This is a genomic window from Arthrobacter sp. FW306-2-2C-D06B (assembly GCF_021789175.1).
GTDB lineage: Bacteria > Actinomycetota > Actinomycetes > Actinomycetales > Micrococcaceae > Arthrobacter.
The window spans coordinates 2,062,895-2,079,611 of record NZ_CP084560.1; the positions used below are offsets into that span (position 1 = coordinate 2,062,895).

General features: G+C 63.1%; 18 protein-coding genes. 10 read left to right on the plus strand and 8 right to left on the minus strand.

Annotation, left to right across the window (positions count from 1 at the left end; translation table 11 throughout):
• Nucleotides 1-38: 38 nt before the first annotated feature.
• Both LFT47_RS09590 and LFT47_RS09595 read right to left on the minus strand, forming a co-directional pair.
• Nucleotides 39-584 carry an AAA family ATPase gene (locus LFT47_RS09590; RefSeq protein WP_236818494.1) on the minus strand — a complete coding sequence of 182 codons (546 nt, stop codon included), beginning with the start codon at nt 582-584 and terminating at the stop codon, nt 39-41.
• On the minus strand, nt 584-1,231 hold the full coding sequence (locus tag LFT47_RS09595; protein WP_236817663.1) for a bifunctional 4-hydroxy-2-oxoglutarate aldolase/2-dehydro-3-deoxy-phosphogluconate aldolase: 648 nt from the start codon (nt 1,229-1,231) through the stop codon (nt 584-586). Before LFT47_RS09595 ends, LFT47_RS09590 begins: the two co-directional genes overlap by 1 nt.
• A gap of 151 nt (nt 1,232-1,382) precedes the next feature.
• On the opposite strand from LFT47_RS09595, the gene LFT47_RS09600 reads away from it, so the two are divergent.
• The 6 genes from LFT47_RS09600 (at nt 1,383) to LFT47_RS09625 (ending at nt 6,711) form a co-directional block, all read left to right on the plus strand.
• On the plus strand, nt 1,383-2,366 hold the full coding sequence (locus LFT47_RS09600) for a Gfo/Idh/MocA family protein (protein ID WP_236817669.1): 984 nt from the start codon (nt 1,383-1,385) through the stop codon (nt 2,364-2,366).
• Entirely contained in the window at nt 2,329-3,348 is a 1,020-nt protein-coding gene (locus LFT47_RS09605) for a LacI family DNA-binding transcriptional regulator (RefSeq protein ID WP_236817671.1), read from the plus strand. The genes LFT47_RS09600 and LFT47_RS09605 overlap by 38 nt, the downstream gene beginning before the upstream one ends.
• Complete coding sequence (locus LFT47_RS09610) at nt 3,345-3,914, plus strand: VOC family protein (protein ID WP_236817673.1); 570 nt, start codon at nt 3,345-3,347, stop codon at nt 3,912-3,914. Before LFT47_RS09605 ends, LFT47_RS09610 begins: the two co-directional genes overlap by 4 nt.
• 1 nt (nt 3,915) lies before the next feature.
• Complete coding sequence (locus tag LFT47_RS09615) at nt 3,916-4,818, plus strand: sugar phosphate isomerase/epimerase family protein (protein ID WP_236817675.1); 903 nt, start codon at nt 3,916-3,918, stop codon at nt 4,816-4,818.
• Nucleotides 4,815-5,810, plus strand: a complete 996-nt coding sequence (locus LFT47_RS09620; protein WP_236817677.1) for a Gfo/Idh/MocA family protein — start codon at nt 4,815-4,817, stop codon at nt 5,808-5,810. Before LFT47_RS09615 ends, LFT47_RS09620 begins: the two co-directional genes overlap by 4 nt.
• A gap of 151 nt (nt 5,811-5,961) precedes the next feature.
• Complete coding sequence (locus LFT47_RS09625; protein ID WP_236817679.1) at nt 5,962-6,711, plus strand: SDR family NAD(P)-dependent oxidoreductase; 750 nt, start codon at nt 5,962-5,964, stop codon at nt 6,709-6,711.
• A gap of 163 nt (nt 6,712-6,874) precedes the next feature.
• Here LFT47_RS09625 and LFT47_RS09630 read toward each other — a convergent pair whose 3' ends face one another.
• A complete protein-coding gene (locus LFT47_RS09630) occupies nt 6,875-7,357 on the minus strand; it encodes a winged helix-turn-helix transcriptional regulator (protein WP_236817680.1) in 483 nt (160 codons plus the stop codon).
• A gap of 127 nt (nt 7,358-7,484) precedes the next feature.
• Between LFT47_RS09630 and LFT47_RS09635 the strand changes: the two genes are divergently transcribed.
• The 3 genes from LFT47_RS09635 to LFT47_RS09645 are packed head-to-tail and all read left to right on the plus strand — an operon-like array spanning nt 7,485 to nt 9,807.
• Nucleotides 7,485-8,201 (plus strand): SDR family oxidoreductase, encoded by a 717-nt coding sequence (locus LFT47_RS09635; protein ID WP_236817682.1) that lies wholly within the window; start codon nt 7,485-7,487, stop codon nt 8,199-8,201.
• Between the two features lie 47 nt (nt 8,202-8,248).
• A complete protein-coding gene (locus LFT47_RS09640; RefSeq protein WP_236817684.1) occupies nt 8,249-8,773 on the plus strand; it encodes a PaaI family thioesterase in 525 nt (174 codons plus the stop codon).
• Complete coding sequence (locus LFT47_RS09645; protein ID WP_236817686.1) at nt 8,770-9,807, plus strand: TDT family transporter; 1,038 nt, start codon at nt 8,770-8,772, stop codon at nt 9,805-9,807. The genes LFT47_RS09640 and LFT47_RS09645 overlap by 4 nt, the downstream gene beginning before the upstream one ends.
• Before the next feature lie 241 nt (nt 9,808-10,048).
• Here the strand turns inward: LFT47_RS09645 and LFT47_RS09650 are convergent, their stop codons facing one another.
• The 3 genes from LFT47_RS09650 to LFT47_RS09660 all read right to left on the minus strand — a co-directional run bounded on the left by LFT47_RS09650 (nt 10,049) and on the right by LFT47_RS09660 (nt 12,639).
• On the minus strand, nt 10,049-10,651 hold the full coding sequence (locus LFT47_RS09650) for a TetR/AcrR family transcriptional regulator (protein ID WP_236817688.1): 603 nt from the start codon (nt 10,649-10,651) through the stop codon (nt 10,049-10,051).
• A gap of 77 nt (nt 10,652-10,728) precedes the next feature.
• Nucleotides 10,729-11,595: an alpha/beta fold hydrolase gene (locus LFT47_RS09655; protein WP_236817691.1), complete on the minus strand. Its 867-nt coding sequence runs from the start codon at nt 11,593-11,595 to the stop codon at nt 10,729-10,731.
• A gap of 45 nt (nt 11,596-11,640) precedes the next feature.
• Nucleotides 11,641-12,639: an NADP-dependent oxidoreductase gene (locus LFT47_RS09660; protein ID WP_236817693.1), complete on the minus strand. Its 999-nt coding sequence runs from the start codon at nt 12,637-12,639 to the stop codon at nt 11,641-11,643.
• A gap of 1,028 nt (nt 12,640-13,667) precedes the next feature.
• On the opposite strand from LFT47_RS09660, the gene LFT47_RS09665 reads away from it, so the two are divergent.
• Nucleotides 13,668-13,805: a hypothetical protein gene (locus LFT47_RS09665; RefSeq protein ID WP_236817695.1), complete on the plus strand. Its 138-nt coding sequence runs from the start codon at nt 13,668-13,670 to the stop codon at nt 13,803-13,805.
• Nucleotides 13,806-14,485: 680 nt separating this feature from the next.
• On the opposite strand, the gene pxpA is transcribed toward LFT47_RS09665, so the two are convergent.
• Together pxpA and LFT47_RS09675 are read right to left on the minus strand one after the other, a co-directional pair.
• Nucleotides 14,486-15,223, minus strand: coding sequence for a 5-oxoprolinase subunit PxpA (gene pxpA, locus LFT47_RS09670; protein ID WP_236817697.1), 738 nt, complete (start codon nt 15,221-15,223; stop codon nt 14,486-14,488).
• Nucleotides 15,220-16,716, minus strand: coding sequence for an amidase (locus LFT47_RS09675; protein WP_236817699.1), 1,497 nt, complete (start codon nt 16,714-16,716; stop codon nt 15,220-15,222). The genes pxpA and LFT47_RS09675 overlap by 4 nt, the downstream gene beginning before the upstream one ends.
• Nucleotide 16,717 lies beyond the last annotated feature (1 nt).

The following is a 16,717-nucleotide window of genomic DNA, read 5'->3' on the forward strand; positions in this document are numbered from 1 at the left end:
CAAGCGGGGGCCTATCCACACGAGCCGGACCTGAACAGTCATCCCTGACTTGGCAGGGACTCCTCATTGTTGAGATCAAGGAAACGGACTCCGGACCAGGTGCAGTCCAAGCTGCCGTACGTTGCCCAGTACTCGTCCCAATGGGCAAGTTTCCAGCGGTCCCTCTCCAGGCCCCGCTGAATGAGTCGGCCCCGGAGAGTATCCTGGGGGACCTGCACCCGCACCACCGTGGTCTCCGTGGGAGGCCAGTGGAATTCTTCCGCGGCCCGCGTCAGGTAGTCCGGCACGGCGAAGTACGCACCGAAGGGCGCGTCGAGTACGACCGATCGTCCCAGTCGCAGATTCGCTCCGGCTATATCCATGAGCGTCTCGTACTCCAGGGGCAGAACATTCTCCCGGTAAAACCCATTGGATTCCCGATCGCTGGGGTCGTGTCCGGCTGCCTTCAAGGCAAACTCGACAAGGCGGCCACAGACCCGGTCCTTGTCCAGATACGCAGCTCCGTGCTCCTTTGCTGTTTGCTGGGCAATGGTTGTCTTTCCGGATCCTGCAGGGCCGATGACAATGAAGACTTTGGGGACCATCACTTGCGTGCCTCTGCCACTGCCGACAGGAACTCCCTGGCGGCCTCGGTGACACGGGAGAAGTCGCCGTCGGACTGCCATGCTTTGGTCACGGCGCTGCCGACCCCAACGCAGGCGACTCCGGCGGCGAACCATTCGGAGACATTCCCCGGGGTGACGCCGCCTGCCGGCATGACCGGCAGGTGCGCCAGCGGGGCGAGGACCGACTTCACGTAGGGGATGCCGCCGGCTTCGGTGGGAAAGACCTTGAGAATGTCCGCGCCGGCTTCGGCGGACTCGACAAGTTCCGTCGGTGTATACGCCCCGCTGATTGTCGGCACCTGGTACCGGTTGGCCATCCGGATCATCGCCGGGTTCAGTTGGGGACTGACCAGGAAATCAGCACCGGCGCGGATGCACTCATAGGCTGAGTGCTCGTCCAGAACCGTTCCGGCTCCGATCGCTACTCCACTGGGCCCGTGCTTGGCAGAGAGTCGTCGGATCACGTCCACCGCACCCGGGATCGAAAGCGTGATTTCAAGGGCGCGAAAACCTCCGGCGATCGCCGCTTCGGCGACGCGTTCTGCCACGTCAGCGTTCTCGAGGCGGACGATGAGGACGGCACCGGATTCGTCGATGGTCTGCAGGGTGCGAAGTTTCTTGTACATTTCTGGCCTTTCTTCCGGCCCAGGCAGCTTCCTAATTCCGGAGCATTCCTGGGCCGCTGTTGAAGTGTCGTTGACAAACTCTCCCACCATCCATAGTGTTATTGCAACCGATCTCAGCAATCGATCTCATACTTAGCAAAGGGGCTCGCAGATGAGTGGACCACGCACGATCATCCTTGGTGCTTCGCACTGGCACGTCCCGCTCTGTGCGCGGGCGATCGGCGAAGAACACGAGGTGGTCGGCATCAGTGACGAGGATGTATCGTTCGTCCGGGGACTTGCGGAGGCGTGGAGCGCTCCGGTGGAGGTTGACTGGCGGAGCCTGGTGGATCTGCCGGATCTCGGGCTTGCCTATGTCTTCGGCCCGCACAATGGCATGGCGGAAAAGTGTCTTGCGCTGATCGAGCGCGGCATTCCGTTCGTGGTGGAGAAGCCTCTAGGCACGTCCCTTGCGGAACTTGTCCAGGTGCGCAAGGCCGCGGAAGCGGCCGGCGTGCCGGCGACAGTCCCGTTCGTTCAGCGGGGCGGCCCCGCCGCCCGTTGGCTGGCCAAGGCCGGTCGTCCGACGTACCAAAGAATGTCCTTTATTGCCGGGCCGCCCTCGCGGTACCTGGATAACGGTAATCCTTGGATGCTGGACCCCGCTGCTGCAGGTGGTGGTTGCTTGGCGAATCTGGCACCCCATTTTGTCGATCTCTTCCTGCAGGGCAGTAACGAGTCAGCGGAGAACGTCGATTCCCGGCTCTCTTCCGTTCTGCACGGTGCGGGCGTTGAGGACCATGCCAGCCTCATCATTACCACCCCGAGCGGGCGTGAAGCCATCATCGAGGTGGGGTACGCATTCCCGGGTTCGCCGTTGAAGCGATACTGCAGCTACACGTCCGCAGGCGAGGCGGGATTCGCCTCTGTCGACTCAGACGGTTCTGCCGCGTTCACCACGCTGGACGGGGCGACGGAGTCCGCCGTGATCGATCTGGACAGTGACCCTCTCTATGATCCGTTTGTACGCCGTGTCGCGAAGACACTGGAAGATGGATTCCGAGGGCTGCCAACACTGGCCCAGCTTGAAGATGCGATGCGCCCGATTTGGGAGGCATATGACGACCACGGAGGAAGAGAAGATGGCAGACCTTAGTATTGACGTTGTCGCGAAGGCGGCCGGCGTCCACCGGTCTACGGTTTCCCGGGCATTCTCCCGGCCGGAAGCGGTAAAAAGCGAAACCCGGGAGCACATTCTCCGCATCGCCGAGGGGCTCGGCTACACGATGAGCCCGCTCGCCCAGGCGTTGCGTCGAAAGACCAGCACCTTCGTCCCGCTGATCGTGCCTGACATCACCAACCCGTTCTTCGCAGAACTTGCCAAGACCATGACGCAGGCCGCTGACGAGCGCGGCTACCAGCTGCTGCTGTGTGTCACGAACGGAGACCCTGCAAAGACCGAGGGGTACTTCACCGCGATGCAGGCCATGTACGCCCCCTTCGGAATCGTCGCGCCCTCGACGAAAGTCGATACCGACGCACTCAAGCGCTTCGATTTTGGCCACCGGGTGGTAGTGATCGACCGCGTGGAAGGCGACTCCTCCGTTCCAACCGTCACTGTCGACAGCCGCCGCGGAATAGTCCTCGCCCTAGAGCACCTGCGTTCCCTGGGGCACACCTCGATCGGCTACGTTTCCGGTATCTCCGGGACCCACACTGCGCAGGACCGGATGGACGCGTATCTGGAGCTGTCAGCGGAAGGCAATAGCACGCCCCTTGTACTCGACAGCGGCTCCGATCCGGACGCAGGGGCGCGCGCGGCAAAGCACTTTCTTGAGATGGAGAATTCCCCGACGGCGATTATCGCCGCCAATGACATGGTCGCCTTCGCGGTGATCTCGGCCCTTGGCCAAAGCGGTATCCGCGTGCCGGAGGACGTATCGGTCATGGGCTTTGACGGCCTGGCATTGGGCGCCCGGTTCAACCCGCCTCTGACCACAGTGCGGCAGCCGATTGCTGACATGGGAAACATCGCGATCGAGCTGGCGGAGAAGCAGAACCTGAACGGATCAGTGGACCACGTTGTTCTGGAACCTGAACTTCTGGTGCGCGCCTCCACCTCAGGGCCGCGCAAATGACCGGGGCCAACGCAAGGACGCTGCGCCGGCTGCCCGGGCTGCGGCACACCGACCACGTCGGTCTGACAGTTCCGAACCTCGAGGACGCAATCAGGTTCTTCGTCGGGGTACTCGGTGCCGAGGAGTTGTACCGCTCCGACCGCGGACCCGACCCCGAGTTCATGCCCACGAACTTCGATGTCCCTGCTGATGCCCGGCTCACCCTCGCCATGCTGCGACTGCCTCCGAACCTGAACATCGAGCTTTTCGAATGGAGCAGCGCTGAACGGCGGGAAACCCCGCCACGGCATTGCGACGCAGGCGGCCACCACCTGTGCTTCGTTGTGGACGACGTAGACGAAGCGGTCGCCGTGCTGCAGGAAACCCCTGGAGTACGCGTGCTCGGGGAGCGCAAGGAAGTCGCCGGCGACAGTCCCCGGGTGGCGGGCAACCGCTGGACTTACTTCATCACACCCTGGGGGCTACTGATGGAAATCGTCGACCGATCCCGGGTCGCAACCCCACCGCGGCTGGTCGGTCCTGCGGACTGGGCGGCAACTCAAGACACTTTCAGGAAGGACGTTTAAAATGCGACTGGCAGGCCACACGCTAGGCACCCCGAACCATACGGTCCCCCAGGCAATCAGGCTTTTCCGAGCCGCAGGGCTCGATGCCGCAGAAGTCATTTACCAGGACGGCTACACTTCGGGTCTCCCTCAGGGGGACCGGCGCGCCGCAATGGAGGCATTGAGGGCAGCGGAAGATGAAGGCGTGCCCATCATTGGCCTTACCCCCTACACCACGGCCATCAACGCTCTGGACGAGAGTGAATGGCGCGGGGGAGTAGACGAATTCCGTGGCGCGATTGAGACCGCGCATCTGCTCGGGGCCGACCGGGTGCGCGTGTACGCGGGATCCTGGCATCCGGGGGACGCCGATCATGCCGGGCGATGGGCGAGACTGCGGGAGGCCCTGCAGACCCTGGCACCTGAGGCTGAACAGGCCGGAGTGCGTCTGTGCGTGGAGAACCATTTCGGCACCATGACCCAGACTGCGGCCGAAACCGCAGCGCTCGTCCGGGAGGTTGCGCACCCAGCCGTTCGTGTTCTCTACGACCAGGCCAACCTGACCTTCACCCACGACGAGACGTTCGAACAGGCCTTTGATGTTCAAGGCGATCTGGTCGGTCACGTACACGTCAAGGACCTCGTTTTCACCGATCCCTCCGCTGCCTTCCGCGCAACGGAAACCGCCCGCGTCAACTCGTCCGAGCGCGCCGTCCGATCACGGGTCGTCGGCACCGGCGTCCTTCCCTGGCCCCAGATCCTCGCGGCGCTGCTGCGCTACGGCTACGATGACCTGCTGAGCATCGAGTACGAGTACCGCTGGCACCCGCAAGACCTCCCAACCCCCGAGGACGGATTCCGGAAATCCGCGGCCGCCCTGCGCGGAATGCTCACTGATCTCGCTGAAATGGAGAAGGCCCGATGAGTGGGCAGCGCCTCCGCGTCGGCGTCATCGGCGCAGGCAACATCGCCACCATCGCCCAGTTGCCCACACTCGTCCAGCGCGATGATGTTGACCTGGCTGCCTTGGTGTCCCGCCGCGAGGACCCGGGAAACCTGGTCCGGCGCTGGGGTTTCGGCGCCGCCTACCGGTCAGTAGAGGACATGCTGGCTTCCCAGGACCTGGATGCCGTCTTCGTCCTCACGCCGCGGTCCGAGCACGCGCACGCCGTCCAGCTGTGCCTGGACTATGACGTCGACGTGTTCTGCGAAAAACCCCTGGCCCCGGCCACCGAGGAGGCGGGACGTCTGGCGGACCTCGCCGAGGAGCGTGGCCGCATCCTGATGGTCGACTTCAACCGCCGCTACGCACCTGTCTACATTGCAGGGCGCGAGGCCTTCGGCGAGAAGGGCGCTACCTTCTGCGTCGCCCAAAAGAACCGCCCCGGTTCGGAATACCGCGCAACGTTCGAGAACGCCATCCACATGGTCGATCTCCTCCGCTGGTACTGCGGCGGCGAACCCGTGGACGTGGCCGCGCACGCAGCCGGCGATGACCCTTGGCAAGAAGACGGCGTCGCGGCCATCATACGCTTCAGCACCGGCAACACCGGAGTGCTGATGGCAGCTCGAACCGCAGGTGCCTGGAACGAAAAACTGGATGCTTACGGCGACGGAAAGACCGTGGAAGTACGTGCACCCGAAACGGTATCGACCACTGTCAACGGAGTCACCACATCACGCGAGCTCAGCGCCGAGGCCTACGGCTGGGCAACAGCAACCGACACACTCGGATTCTCCGCCGCCGTCCACCACTTCCTCGACCGCGTGGCCGACAGGGCGCAGCCGCTCACCTCGGGTCGCGAGGCCGTTCATACCCAGCGATTGCTCGATCGGATCCTCGCAGCCTCCGGACTACCCGCGGAGGAACAACATGGCCGGCAGTGGGAAAGCCATGCCACGAGTGCCAACAGCTAAACCGTAAAGGCATCACGTGCGTCAACAGGCCGTCCGGAAGCGGACCCTTGTACAAACACCCCAAGTAAGGAACCAGGCAGATGAAAAGAGCAGCCCAGAAACCAACCGCAGGGACGCTGCGGATCAGCCAGCCCATGAGCGGAAATGACAAATGAGCCTGAAAGACCACGTCGTTCTGGTAACCGGATCGAGCGGCGGAATCGGCGACGCAGTCATCGATGCGCTTAGAGCCGAAGGGGCCCTCATCATAGGAGCCGACCGAGCCCCCAAAGACGGCCAGGAGATAGCCGCTTTCTTCCCGCTCGACGTCACCTCCGAAGAGCAATGCGCCGCCGTCGTCCGCGACATTACGAGCAAATACGGGCGCATCGACGCCCTCATTCACGCCGCCGGTGTCTTGGGCACCACCCCTGACATCATGGAAACCACGACGGAAGAATACGAATCCGTCATGCGGATCAACTCCTCCGGCACATTCTCAATGGTCCGGGAAACGGCACAGTCAATGATTGAGGCCGGCACTGCCGGTGCCATCGTCATCCTCTCCTCCGTCGCCGCTAAGGAAGCCCGCCGCAACTACCTGCCCTACAACGCAAGCAAACTCGCCGTGCTTCACATCATGTGGTCCTTCGCCGAGATACTCGGACCCCGCGGCATCTCCGTCAACGCCATTGCGCCCGGTCCCGTGAACACCCCTATGTGGGCGCAGTTCGCAAAAGACTCCGGCCCGGATGCGATCGCCAACCGGGCCAAACGCGCCGCGGAACTCCCAATGCGCCGGTTCGCCGAACCCGACGAAGTCGCCCGCGCCATCCTTTTCCTTGCCGACCCCGACAACCGCTACATCACCGGCGTAACGCTCGACGTGGCAGGCGGAGCACACCTCGGCATGGGCACATGAACCGCGTTCGGTAGGGCACCTCGGGCGATACCGGCGTCAGTCTGCTTCGAAAAGGAACTTGAGGGCTGAGTCCCCTGAATCAGCCGGCAAAAGCCGGGCGCAAACCTTGGCAAGAGAACGACGGCGGGATGTGCCGCCGTCGTCCTCGGTTCGGTTTTTGTGGTTACTGGCCGGACGCCGGGTCGGTACCCGCGCTTGACACAAGCGGTCCCAGTAACAGACTTCCTGGCGTGAACTCCTCACCGCATTCCGCACACAACACCACCGGTTTCAGGTCCGCCCCGCAACTGTGCCGGTAAGAAGCGCGGGGCGTCTCGTCCCGCATCCATGTGCTGCTCCACGCCGCGAGTGAAATGAGGATGGGCGCGACTTCCGCTCCGGAGGTTGTGAGGTGGTACTCGTAGCGCGCGGGGCGCTCGGAGTACTGGACACGCTCAATCACGCCACGGTTTTCGAGCATGCGCAGCCGGTCCGTCAGGATGTCGCGGGACGCGCCGGTATTGCGCGCAATCTGATCGAACCGGTGAACGCCCAACGACATCTCGCGAAGGGCGAGCAGGGCCCACCGTTCGCCTAAAACGTCGAGGCCTGCCGCAATGAAACACGCCCTCGGCGCATTTACTGCCTTCTCGGCCAGCTTATTCATCGTTCACCTGCTTTCAGTACTCTCGCCAAGTATACAGGTTAGTTGGAAAATCCAACTCACTCGGCTAATCTGATGTTCTGAGACCGCGACAACCGCGTCGCCGCCCCATCCGACAGTAGGAGAATCCATGCCACAGCTATCTGGTGCCGTCGTCCTTGTCACCGGCGCGAACGGAGGACTGGGCCGCGAGCTCGTGGAGCAGGCCCTCGCCCGGGGTGCTGCAAAGGTGTACGCGACCGCCCGCCGCCCGCAAGAGTGGAACGATGCCCGGGTCGTCCCTCTCACTCTCGATGTCACCGACGCTGACTCGGTCCGGGCCGCCGTCGCCCAGGCCCAGGACGTCACGGTCCTGATCAACAACGCCGGTACGAGCGTCGAATCCGACACTCTGTTGGCACTCTCCGACGAGGAGATCCGCGACGTCATGGAGGCCAACTTCTTCGGACCCGTCGCCATGACCAGGGCATTCGCGCCGGTGCTTGCCGTGAGCGAGACATCAGCGGTCCTCAACATCCACTCGGTGCTCAGTTGGATCGCACTCACCGGCGCCTACAGCGCATCAAAGGCCGCGTTGTGGTCGGCGACCAACTCCTTCCGCGTGGAACTGGCACCTCAAGGCACCCAGGTGACCGGTGTTCACGTCGGCTACATCGACACGGCCATGGCCAGGGGGGTGGATGCCCCGAAGACCTCCCCCGGGGAAGTCGCACGGAAGTCATTCGATGGGCTCGAGCACGGTGATTACGAGATCATCGTGGACGAGATCAGCGCCCGCGTGAAGCTCGGCCTGTCCGGTCCGATCTCGGGTCTGTACCCGGTCCTGGCATCCAATTCCCCGGCATGACCGCGGCAACGCCTGAAGACTTGCAGAGAACCTAAGGAGGGCACCTGGTGTCACCGAACGCCTCCGCGCAACGCTCGGAAACCTTCACCTGGACGGATCCGGCAATCGCGCTCGAACAGCTGCCACGGCTGTCGGGTCTGGACTACTTTTCCGGCCTCCGCGACGGCAGTATCGCGCCGCCGCCGATTGCTTCCCTCATGAATTTCGATCTCGTCGATGCGAAATACGGGCACGTCGAGTTCCAGTGCCGGCCGGGAGAAGCGCACTACAACCCCCTCGGAATGGTGCACGGCGGCCTGGCCTGCACGCTCCTTGACACGGTGCTCGGTTGCGCAGCACACAGTACCTTGGAAGCAGGGATCGGTTACACCTCCATTGACCTGGCGGTCAAGTATCTGCGACCCATCACACTCCAGAAGGGTGCTCTTCGCGCAGTGGGGTCAGTCGTGAAGACCGGCTCGCGCGTGATATTCACCGAAGGCAGGCTCAGCACCGCTGGGGGAGAACTCCTCGCCACCGCGACGAGCACGCTGCTCATCTTCACCCACCAACCAGGCGCTCTGACAAGATGACTGATACCGGTACCGCTGTTGCGCTGACGCCGGCCCCTACGGATCGCGTCTTGTCCCGGGCCACCCTGTCGGGAATACCGGCGTTGAGCCGCTTCGGCATTCCCTTGGGGCTTGCCGGTCTTGGCGGCGGATGGTCCGCCGCGAGGAGCTCTCTCGGATCCCCGATGTGGCCCGAAGAAATCCTTTACGGGGCATCAGGCTCCCTGTGGTTGATCCTGTCCGCCGTCTACGTGGTCCGGGGCCTTCGCCGAAAAGGAACATTCCGGGCCGACTTGCGACACGAAGTGGCAGGGCCCTTTGCGTCCTTCATCCCACTCATCGGGATCCTGCTTTCGTCCCACTACAGCCAGTATCTGCCGCCATGGGGCGCCTGGCCGTGTGTGGCTTTCATCGCCGGCCTTGCCGTCGTCGCTGCCCAGCTCCTCGCCCACTGGGTCACCGGCGGGGTATCCATGCAATCCATCCATCCCGGCTACCTGCTGCCCGTCGCGGCCGGATCCTTCGTTGCCAGCATCGGGTTCTCAAGCATCCACGCCCATAGTGCGGCCATGGCAGCGTTCGGCGTTGGAGTGTTCTTCTGGCTGGTGATGGGAACTGTCGTCACCGTCCGCCTGATGACCGGCGGCGAGGTGCTACCGGCCGCCAAGGTCGGACTGTCCGCCTATCTGGCTGCGCCGGCAACGGCCAACATCGCGTGGATGGTGTCACATCCAGGACCCATGGGAGCGATTCAGCTCGGACTTACAGGCATCCTGTTGATCATGGTGCTGATGCAGGTCATGCTCCTCCCCGAATACCGCAAACTTCCCTTCACGCAAATGTTTTGGGTATTCACCTTTCCCGTGGGCGCGACCACGAACTATGCCATCCGCTGGCTTGCAACAACCGACCTCCCCGGCCGGGAGATCTACGCCTGGGCGATTCTCGGCCTTGCAACAGCCTTCACCTTGGTCATCGCCGCTCGCACCGTGCCGACGCCCATCGCCCCAAAGGCAGCGAGACTGGCCGCACCACGGAGCACGGAAGTGCACTGAAGCTCCCGCTTCCTGCTTTTCCTGCTCGACCTTCGACGACATAGACACATCGGATTGGGGCGTTCTGCCCCCTTCAGCAAGTCCTCTATGCGGTGCCCGCAGACCCCAGCGGCATCCTGGGCCCTGCGATGGAAACCGGCCCTCAACACCTTCGCCATCACCTTCGAAGGAAGAATCAACTAAATGCCAATCCCGAATCCACCGTTAAACGGACAGTCCCCGTGACAACTGGAGGTTGGTGTCAGCGGGGCAGGAGCAGGCGGATCTGGGTGCTGATGTCCTGCACAATGTCCTCGGTGCGAAGAGCGGGATTTGCATTGACTGCCATGCTGAGGAACATGATCGCCGAGACGATGCGTGCGGTTGTTGCGGCATCATCGGCATTGAGAAGTTCATCGCGGCCCAGGACGGCGGCGATGGCTTCCTGGGTCTGAGCGACGATGGAGAGAGCCTGGCTGTGTTGCGGCTCGGCCGGGTCGCCGAAGACCATTTCCCGCAGATAAGTGCGTCCGTTATCGACTTGGATACGGTTGCACTCCACGATCGGCCGCACGATGGCCATCACTGCGTCCAGTGGATTCGGGATGGTTTCAGCATCGGCCCGGCCCCGTTCGAGCGCTTCAGCGTAGTGGGCGTTCTGCACGAGCAGGAGGAGTTCTCCCTTGGTCTTGGCGTAGAGGAACAGGGTTCCGGTGCCGATGTCAGCCTTATCGGCGATCTGCTGGGTGGTGACATCCTCCACGCCGTGCTTGGCGAACAGCTCGCTGGCTGCGGCGGTGATGCGGTCCAGCTTCTGCTGCTTGTTCCGCTCACGCCGTCCTAGCGGCTGGGATGCGACAGGCATGCAGGCCCCTCTCTCTTCTCCAGTTAACTGACTGGGCTCAGTTAGGAGTGTAGTCCTCCAGGAGCGGCATTTTCTGGTCAGGTGGCCAGGAAGTCGACGACGGCTGGAGCGAATGTGGCGTGGTGCTGGAAGATGCCGCCGTGGCCGGAGTCTGGGTAGATGATCAGCTCCGATCCTTGGATGCGCCGGTGCAGGTCTTCGGAGAGGACGGATGGCACCATGCGGTCGTTGTCGCCGTTGGCGATGAGGGTGGGGTGCGTGAGTGTGGACAGGTCTGACGGGGCGGAGCGGCCGAAGGCCTGGATTGCCTTCAACTGGGTTTGGAATGCGTGGGTGCTGATCGGCTTGTCACGGTCGGCGCTGCGCTCCTGGAGGCGCTTGATGAACGCTTTCGCTGCGGGCTTGCCGGTGGTGTTGCGGTTGAAGAACAGGAACTCCTTGGGATCGGACCTTGTCAGGATTGCGCGGAGGATGTCCCAGTAGGTGGTGCCGACGACCTTGTCGATATCCTTGCCGCCGCGAGGGCCGGTTCCGGTGAGCACGAGCTTGCGGACAAGGTCGGGATGTTTGAGGGCCAGGTCCTGGGCGATCATGCCCCCCAATGAGAAGGAGAAGACATCGATTTTGTCGAACCCGAGAGCCTTGATGAAGGTGTAGGAGTCGTCGGCCATTGCCTCGATGTTGCGGGGAACTTGCCCGGTGGAAGCGCCGACACCGGGCTGGTCGAAGGCGATGACGTGGCGGTTCTTCGCGATCGGGTCGATGATCCGGGGATCCCAGTTATCCAGTGTGGCGGCTAGGTGCACGAAGAACAGGACGGGGATGCCGCCCTTCGGCCCCAGCTCCCGGTAGGCGTAGGTGACACCTTCGGCTGTGATGGCTTTGGTAGGTGCTATCGCGTACGAGGTAACGACAGAGTCCTGCGGGGTTCCGGTGTTGTCCATGACGGTTGTTCTCCTGCGTGGTTTGTGAGGTGGAAAGATGGCGGTTCAGTTGGTCAGGGCGACGACTGCTTTGCCGCGGATGGCGCCCTCGGCCAGGTACTGCAGCGCCTCTGGGGTCTGGTCGAAGCTGAAGACCTTCCCTACGACGGGGCGCAGCACGCCGTCGTCGACCAGCGATGCGATCTGGCGAAGTTGGTCGCCGCTTGCGCGCATGAAGAGAAACTCGTAGCTGACGCCAAGCTTCCTGGCATGCCGGCGAATTTTGGTGCTGAGTACAGTGATTGCCAGGCGAAGCGCAGGATTCAGCCCGGCTTCGCGGGCGAATGCCGGATCCGGCGGTCCGGAGATACCGATGGCCTTGCCGCCGGGTTTGAGGATGCGCAGTGACTTCTCGAGGTTCTCCCCGCCGAGGCTGTCGAGCACGAGGTCGTAGCCGCTGAGGAGTTGCTCGAAGTCCTGGGTGCGGTAGTCGATCACGATGTCGGCTCCGAGGTCGCGCAGGAAGCCGGCGTTGGAGCCGCTCGCGGTGGTTGCAACGGTCGCGCCGAGGTGCTTCGCGAGCTGGACGGCGATAGAGCCGACCCCACCGGCTCCCGCGTGAATGAGAACCTTCTGTCCGGGACGCACATTGCCCCGCTCAACGAGGGCCTGCCATGCGGTCAGCGCCACCAGCGGCAGCGAGCCGGCCTCCTCCATGCTGGCCGATGCAGGCTTCAACGCAAGATCGTCCTCGGCGACCGCGATGCGCTCGGCGAACGTGCCGATGCGGTCCTTATCGGGGCGGCCGTAAACCTCATCACCGGGCTTGAACCCGCGCACTCTAGACCCGACCTTCAGGACGGTGCCGGCCACGTCATTGCCGAGGATCAGCTGGAGCTTGTAGGGGAGGATTTGCTTGAACTCGCCCAGCCGGATCTTCTCGTCCAACTGGTTCAGGCCTGCCGCTTGAACCTCCACGAGCACGTCGCTCTCGCCGACAGTCGGCTCAGCAACCTCCGCTTCGCGCAGCGGCTCCTTGTACTTGGTGACGACGAATGCCCGCATGCTGTAATGCTCCTTCTGGGGGTTTTGGTTAGTAGCGATATCTCGGGGCGTTGCCCTGCCGCGCCGGGCACTCTTGTCAGTACCGGCATATTTGGACGAGCCACGAAGAGAGTGATTACAATCAATTATGACTGCACTCAGATATTTGTCAAGACCGGGCCTCGTTGATTGCGAGCAGGGGAGTGCGGCGAACCGCGGCGAACCAAATTGAGAAAGGATGGACGGGACACAGCTCGCCCAATTTAGTTGAAGCTTCAAATATTTTACTGATAGCGGTGCACATTCGCTCTCGAACTATTGACTGCTTTGCGTCCTGTAACCTGCGGGCGGGTTGGTATTGAGAGATTCACAGGATTCATAAGATTCATCGACATTCACAGCACCGGTGTTGAGAACCCATTTCGACCGACGGCTGGGGCGACGCCGCCGGATCTTATCGGGCGCGGCGGAGTGCTCGACGAGTTCGCTTATGGTCTGCGGATCGGGTCGGGGGCGCCGGGGCTCCTGACGATCTTTACCGGGGCGAGGGGGTCGGCAAGACCGTCATGCTCGGTGCCGCCGAGGACCTGGCCGTGGCCGGTGGCTGGGCGGTGGTGTCCGGGACCGCGACCGGCGGATTCCTGGGCCGTATCGGGGAGGCGATGCGCAGGCTGACGAATGAACTGGGGGATGCGCCGACGGGCCGCCGGGTGACGGGGGTGTCGGTGGCTCCCGGTTCTCGGTCACGACCCAGCTTGCGCCCGAGGAGCAGGTCGATTGGCGGGGGCGGGGAGCGGTGCTTTTGCGTTTGCTGGCGGAGCGGGGGGGACGGGGTTGGTCACCACGGTGGATGAGATTCATGCGGCGGACCGGGTCGAGTTGTCCCAGCTGGCCGCGGATGTCCAGCATTTATTCGCGAGGGCCTGCCGATCGGGCTGATTTTCGCGGGTTTACCTGCGGCTGTTTCCGATTTGCTGAACGAGGGAGTAGCTACGTTCCTGCGGCGCGCTGACCGGATCGATCTGCATGCGGCCTCGAGGCGTACCGGGATGCGGCCGAACGCCGTCGGTAACTACCGGACGCGTTTGATGGATGCGGGTCTGATCGAACCGGCAGGTTACGGGCTCGTGGACTTCGCCATCCCTGGGCTGCGCGAATACATGACCGCCGGTCCGGCCAGGAAATAAGCCGCGCGCCCGGCGGAACCTCGGACCGATCTCCCTAGTCCATAAAGCTGGCATTCCCAGTGTGTTGACAGTGTCAACACTTTTGCCTTCGGACTGGGTCGTACATCGGTCGGTTTGGCTCGGATTGGCTATGTTTTCGGGAGTTCCCAGTGTTTCCGCAGCCTGGAATGCCGTTCGGTCCCACCTCGGGCACAGTGTTTCCGCAGTTCAGGGGCCTATTGGCCCCGGACTGTTGACAAAGCTTGACTTTTTGCATTGGTTGGTCTTCCCACCCAATCGCAATCGTATCGGTAGGCGGGAAGATTGATGTGGCAGGACTTGCCATTCCGCTTTCCTAGGCGGGGCCGAAAATGGCGGCGGCCCGCACCCGCCGTAATCGTGACCGCCCGAGCATCTCGATGACACTGTCAAAGCCGCCGAGCTGATCCTGGACCGGGAGATCCTGGATCGAATCACGGCGCGCTGGCCGACGTCATTGAGCGGACCCCCGCGAAAGTCGAATCCTTCCCGGAACGCGTCTAACTCCGGCCTCCATGGTCCAGGACCTGGTCCTGGTGACTAGTGAACGGGAAATTGTCCTCGATTCCCCACTTGATCGAGCGGGAGACCCGCTCTTTGCGCCTTCGCCGGGTGCCCGAGTTGATCGGGCACCCGGCTTTGTTGGGCTTGGTGGGCGCGGATCAGTCGTTGAGGGCTTTCCGGACTGCGGTTGCCAGTTCGACGGAATTTGACTGGTCGGAGTGGATGCAGATGGTGTCCGCCCTGACTCTGACGGTTTCGCCCGTGACGGAAGCTATCGTGCCTTCCTCCAGGTACCTGTGGGTGCGTTGAACGGCTTGTGCTATCCCGGATACATGGCTTGAGCGGTTGACGATGACGGTGCCGTCGGCGTTGTAGTCGAGGTCGACATACAGTTCGCCGATGAAGGGGATTCCCCGGCGTGCCGCGGTTGTTTCGTGGCAGGTTGCCGGAAGTCCGTAGACCGGCACATTGAATTGCTCTGCCACGTCGCAGAGGGCGTCCATGAGTTCCTCGCTTCTGGACAGCATGGCGAACAGGGCACCGTGGGGCTTGATGTGGTTAAGGGGAACCCCCGCGGAGTCGAGGAATCCCCACAATGCACCAACCTGATACCGGACCAGGTCGCGGACCTCGTCTTTCCGCAAGACCATTTCGCGTCGTCCGAAGCCGACAGGATCCGGCAGGCCGGGGTGGGCGCCGACGCGGACACCGGCGGAGGCTGCCGCAGCGACGATGCGGTTCATCGTGCTCGGATCACCGGCATGCATGCCGCAGGCGACGTTGATGGAATCGACGAGGGGCAGCAGTGCTTCGTCGTTTCCGAAGGAATGGATCCCGTAGGACTCGCCCATGTCCGAGTTGAGTGTCAGCTGGGGGATCAAGGTCTTGCCTTTCATGCTTTCACCCGGGACAGGCTGGGTGCCCTGCGGGCCGCGGTGGCCTTCTCGACCCCGTGTGCCAGTCCGAGCAGTTGCGGTTCGGAGTAGGGCAGCGCCATGATTTCCAGCCCGACGGGCAGTCCGCGGCTGGTGAATCCGGCGGGAACGGTGATGGCGGGGAACAATAGCTGGGAGGCGATGACGGTGTTGGTCGGGTAAGTCAGGCATGTCCAGCGGTCCGCGAAGATGTCTTCCTGGCTCGGGGCTGCGAGTTTCACGTCCGGGAGGCAGATGGCGTCTAGCTTTTGTTCGGCCATGATTCCTGCCACCAGTCGTTGGAAGTCGCCTTGGAGGGCAACCCGGTCGGGGTACGTTGGGTCGTCTTTTGCCGTCGCCGGACCGGTCGCAATCCCGACGAACAGATCCAGCTTCTCGTGAAACTTGCCCTCCGCGTGAAGCTGTTCGATCGAGTCGATGCCGAGTTGGGGCCGTTTGGCGATGAAGGCGTTCATGTCCTGGCGGGACCGTGAGAAGTACACCGAAGTGTCGGCGACGTAGTCGTTCAGGTTCGGTACTTCCACATCAACGAGCTGGGCTCCTGCCGCTTCCACGGCAGCCAGGGCCTGGCGGATGACGTCGTTGACTTCCGCCGATTCTGCGTCCGACTCGGGGCCGAAGGCCTGGCGCAGCACACCGATGCGTTTGCCGGCGAGCCCGTTCTTGGCCACGGCTTCGGCGTAGGTACCGGAGTGGCGGGCAATGGCGTACGCCGCGGTGTAAGGGTCTTTCCGGTCGAAGCCGACAAGTGCATCCAAGACGACGGCGGCATCCGTGACGGTTCGGGTGATGGGCCCGGCCGTGTCCTGCGGCACGACGAGGGAGGACATCCCGGTCCGGCTGATCAGGCCCGGCGTTACGCGGAGTCCCACGACGTTGCAGAAGGAAGAGGGCAGCCGGATGGAACCGCCGGTGTCTTCGCCGATGCCCACGAGGGCGAGGTTGGCGGCGACAGCGGCTGCGGAGCCGCTGCTGGATCCGCCCGGGTCGCGGGCAAGGTCGTAGGGGTTACGGGTGATCCCGCTCCTGGAGGAAGTGGAGAACCAAGATGTGGCGAAGTCCGGCATGGTGGTCTTGGCGAGGATGATCGCGCCGGCGACACGCAGCTGGGCGATCGCGGTTGCGTCCTGGGCGGCTGTGTAGGCGCCGGTCGCGGCGCTGCCGAAGCTCGTGGGTATTCCGGCAGTTTCGATCTGGTCTTTGACTACGACAGGGACCCCGTGGAGCGGTCCGGAGAGCTTGCCGTTCGCGGCGAGGTAGGCGTCCTGCGCGTCGGCTTCTTCGAGGGCGGTGCTGGAGACGGTGACGATGGAGTTCAGTGCCGGCCCCTCGGCGTCGAGGGTGCGGATGCGTTCCAGGTACGCCTCGACGAGCTCCCGCACGGTGAAGGTTCCTGCGAGGAGTGCATCGTGGACATCGGCGATGGTCAGTTCTTCGATGGTTGTGATGGTCATG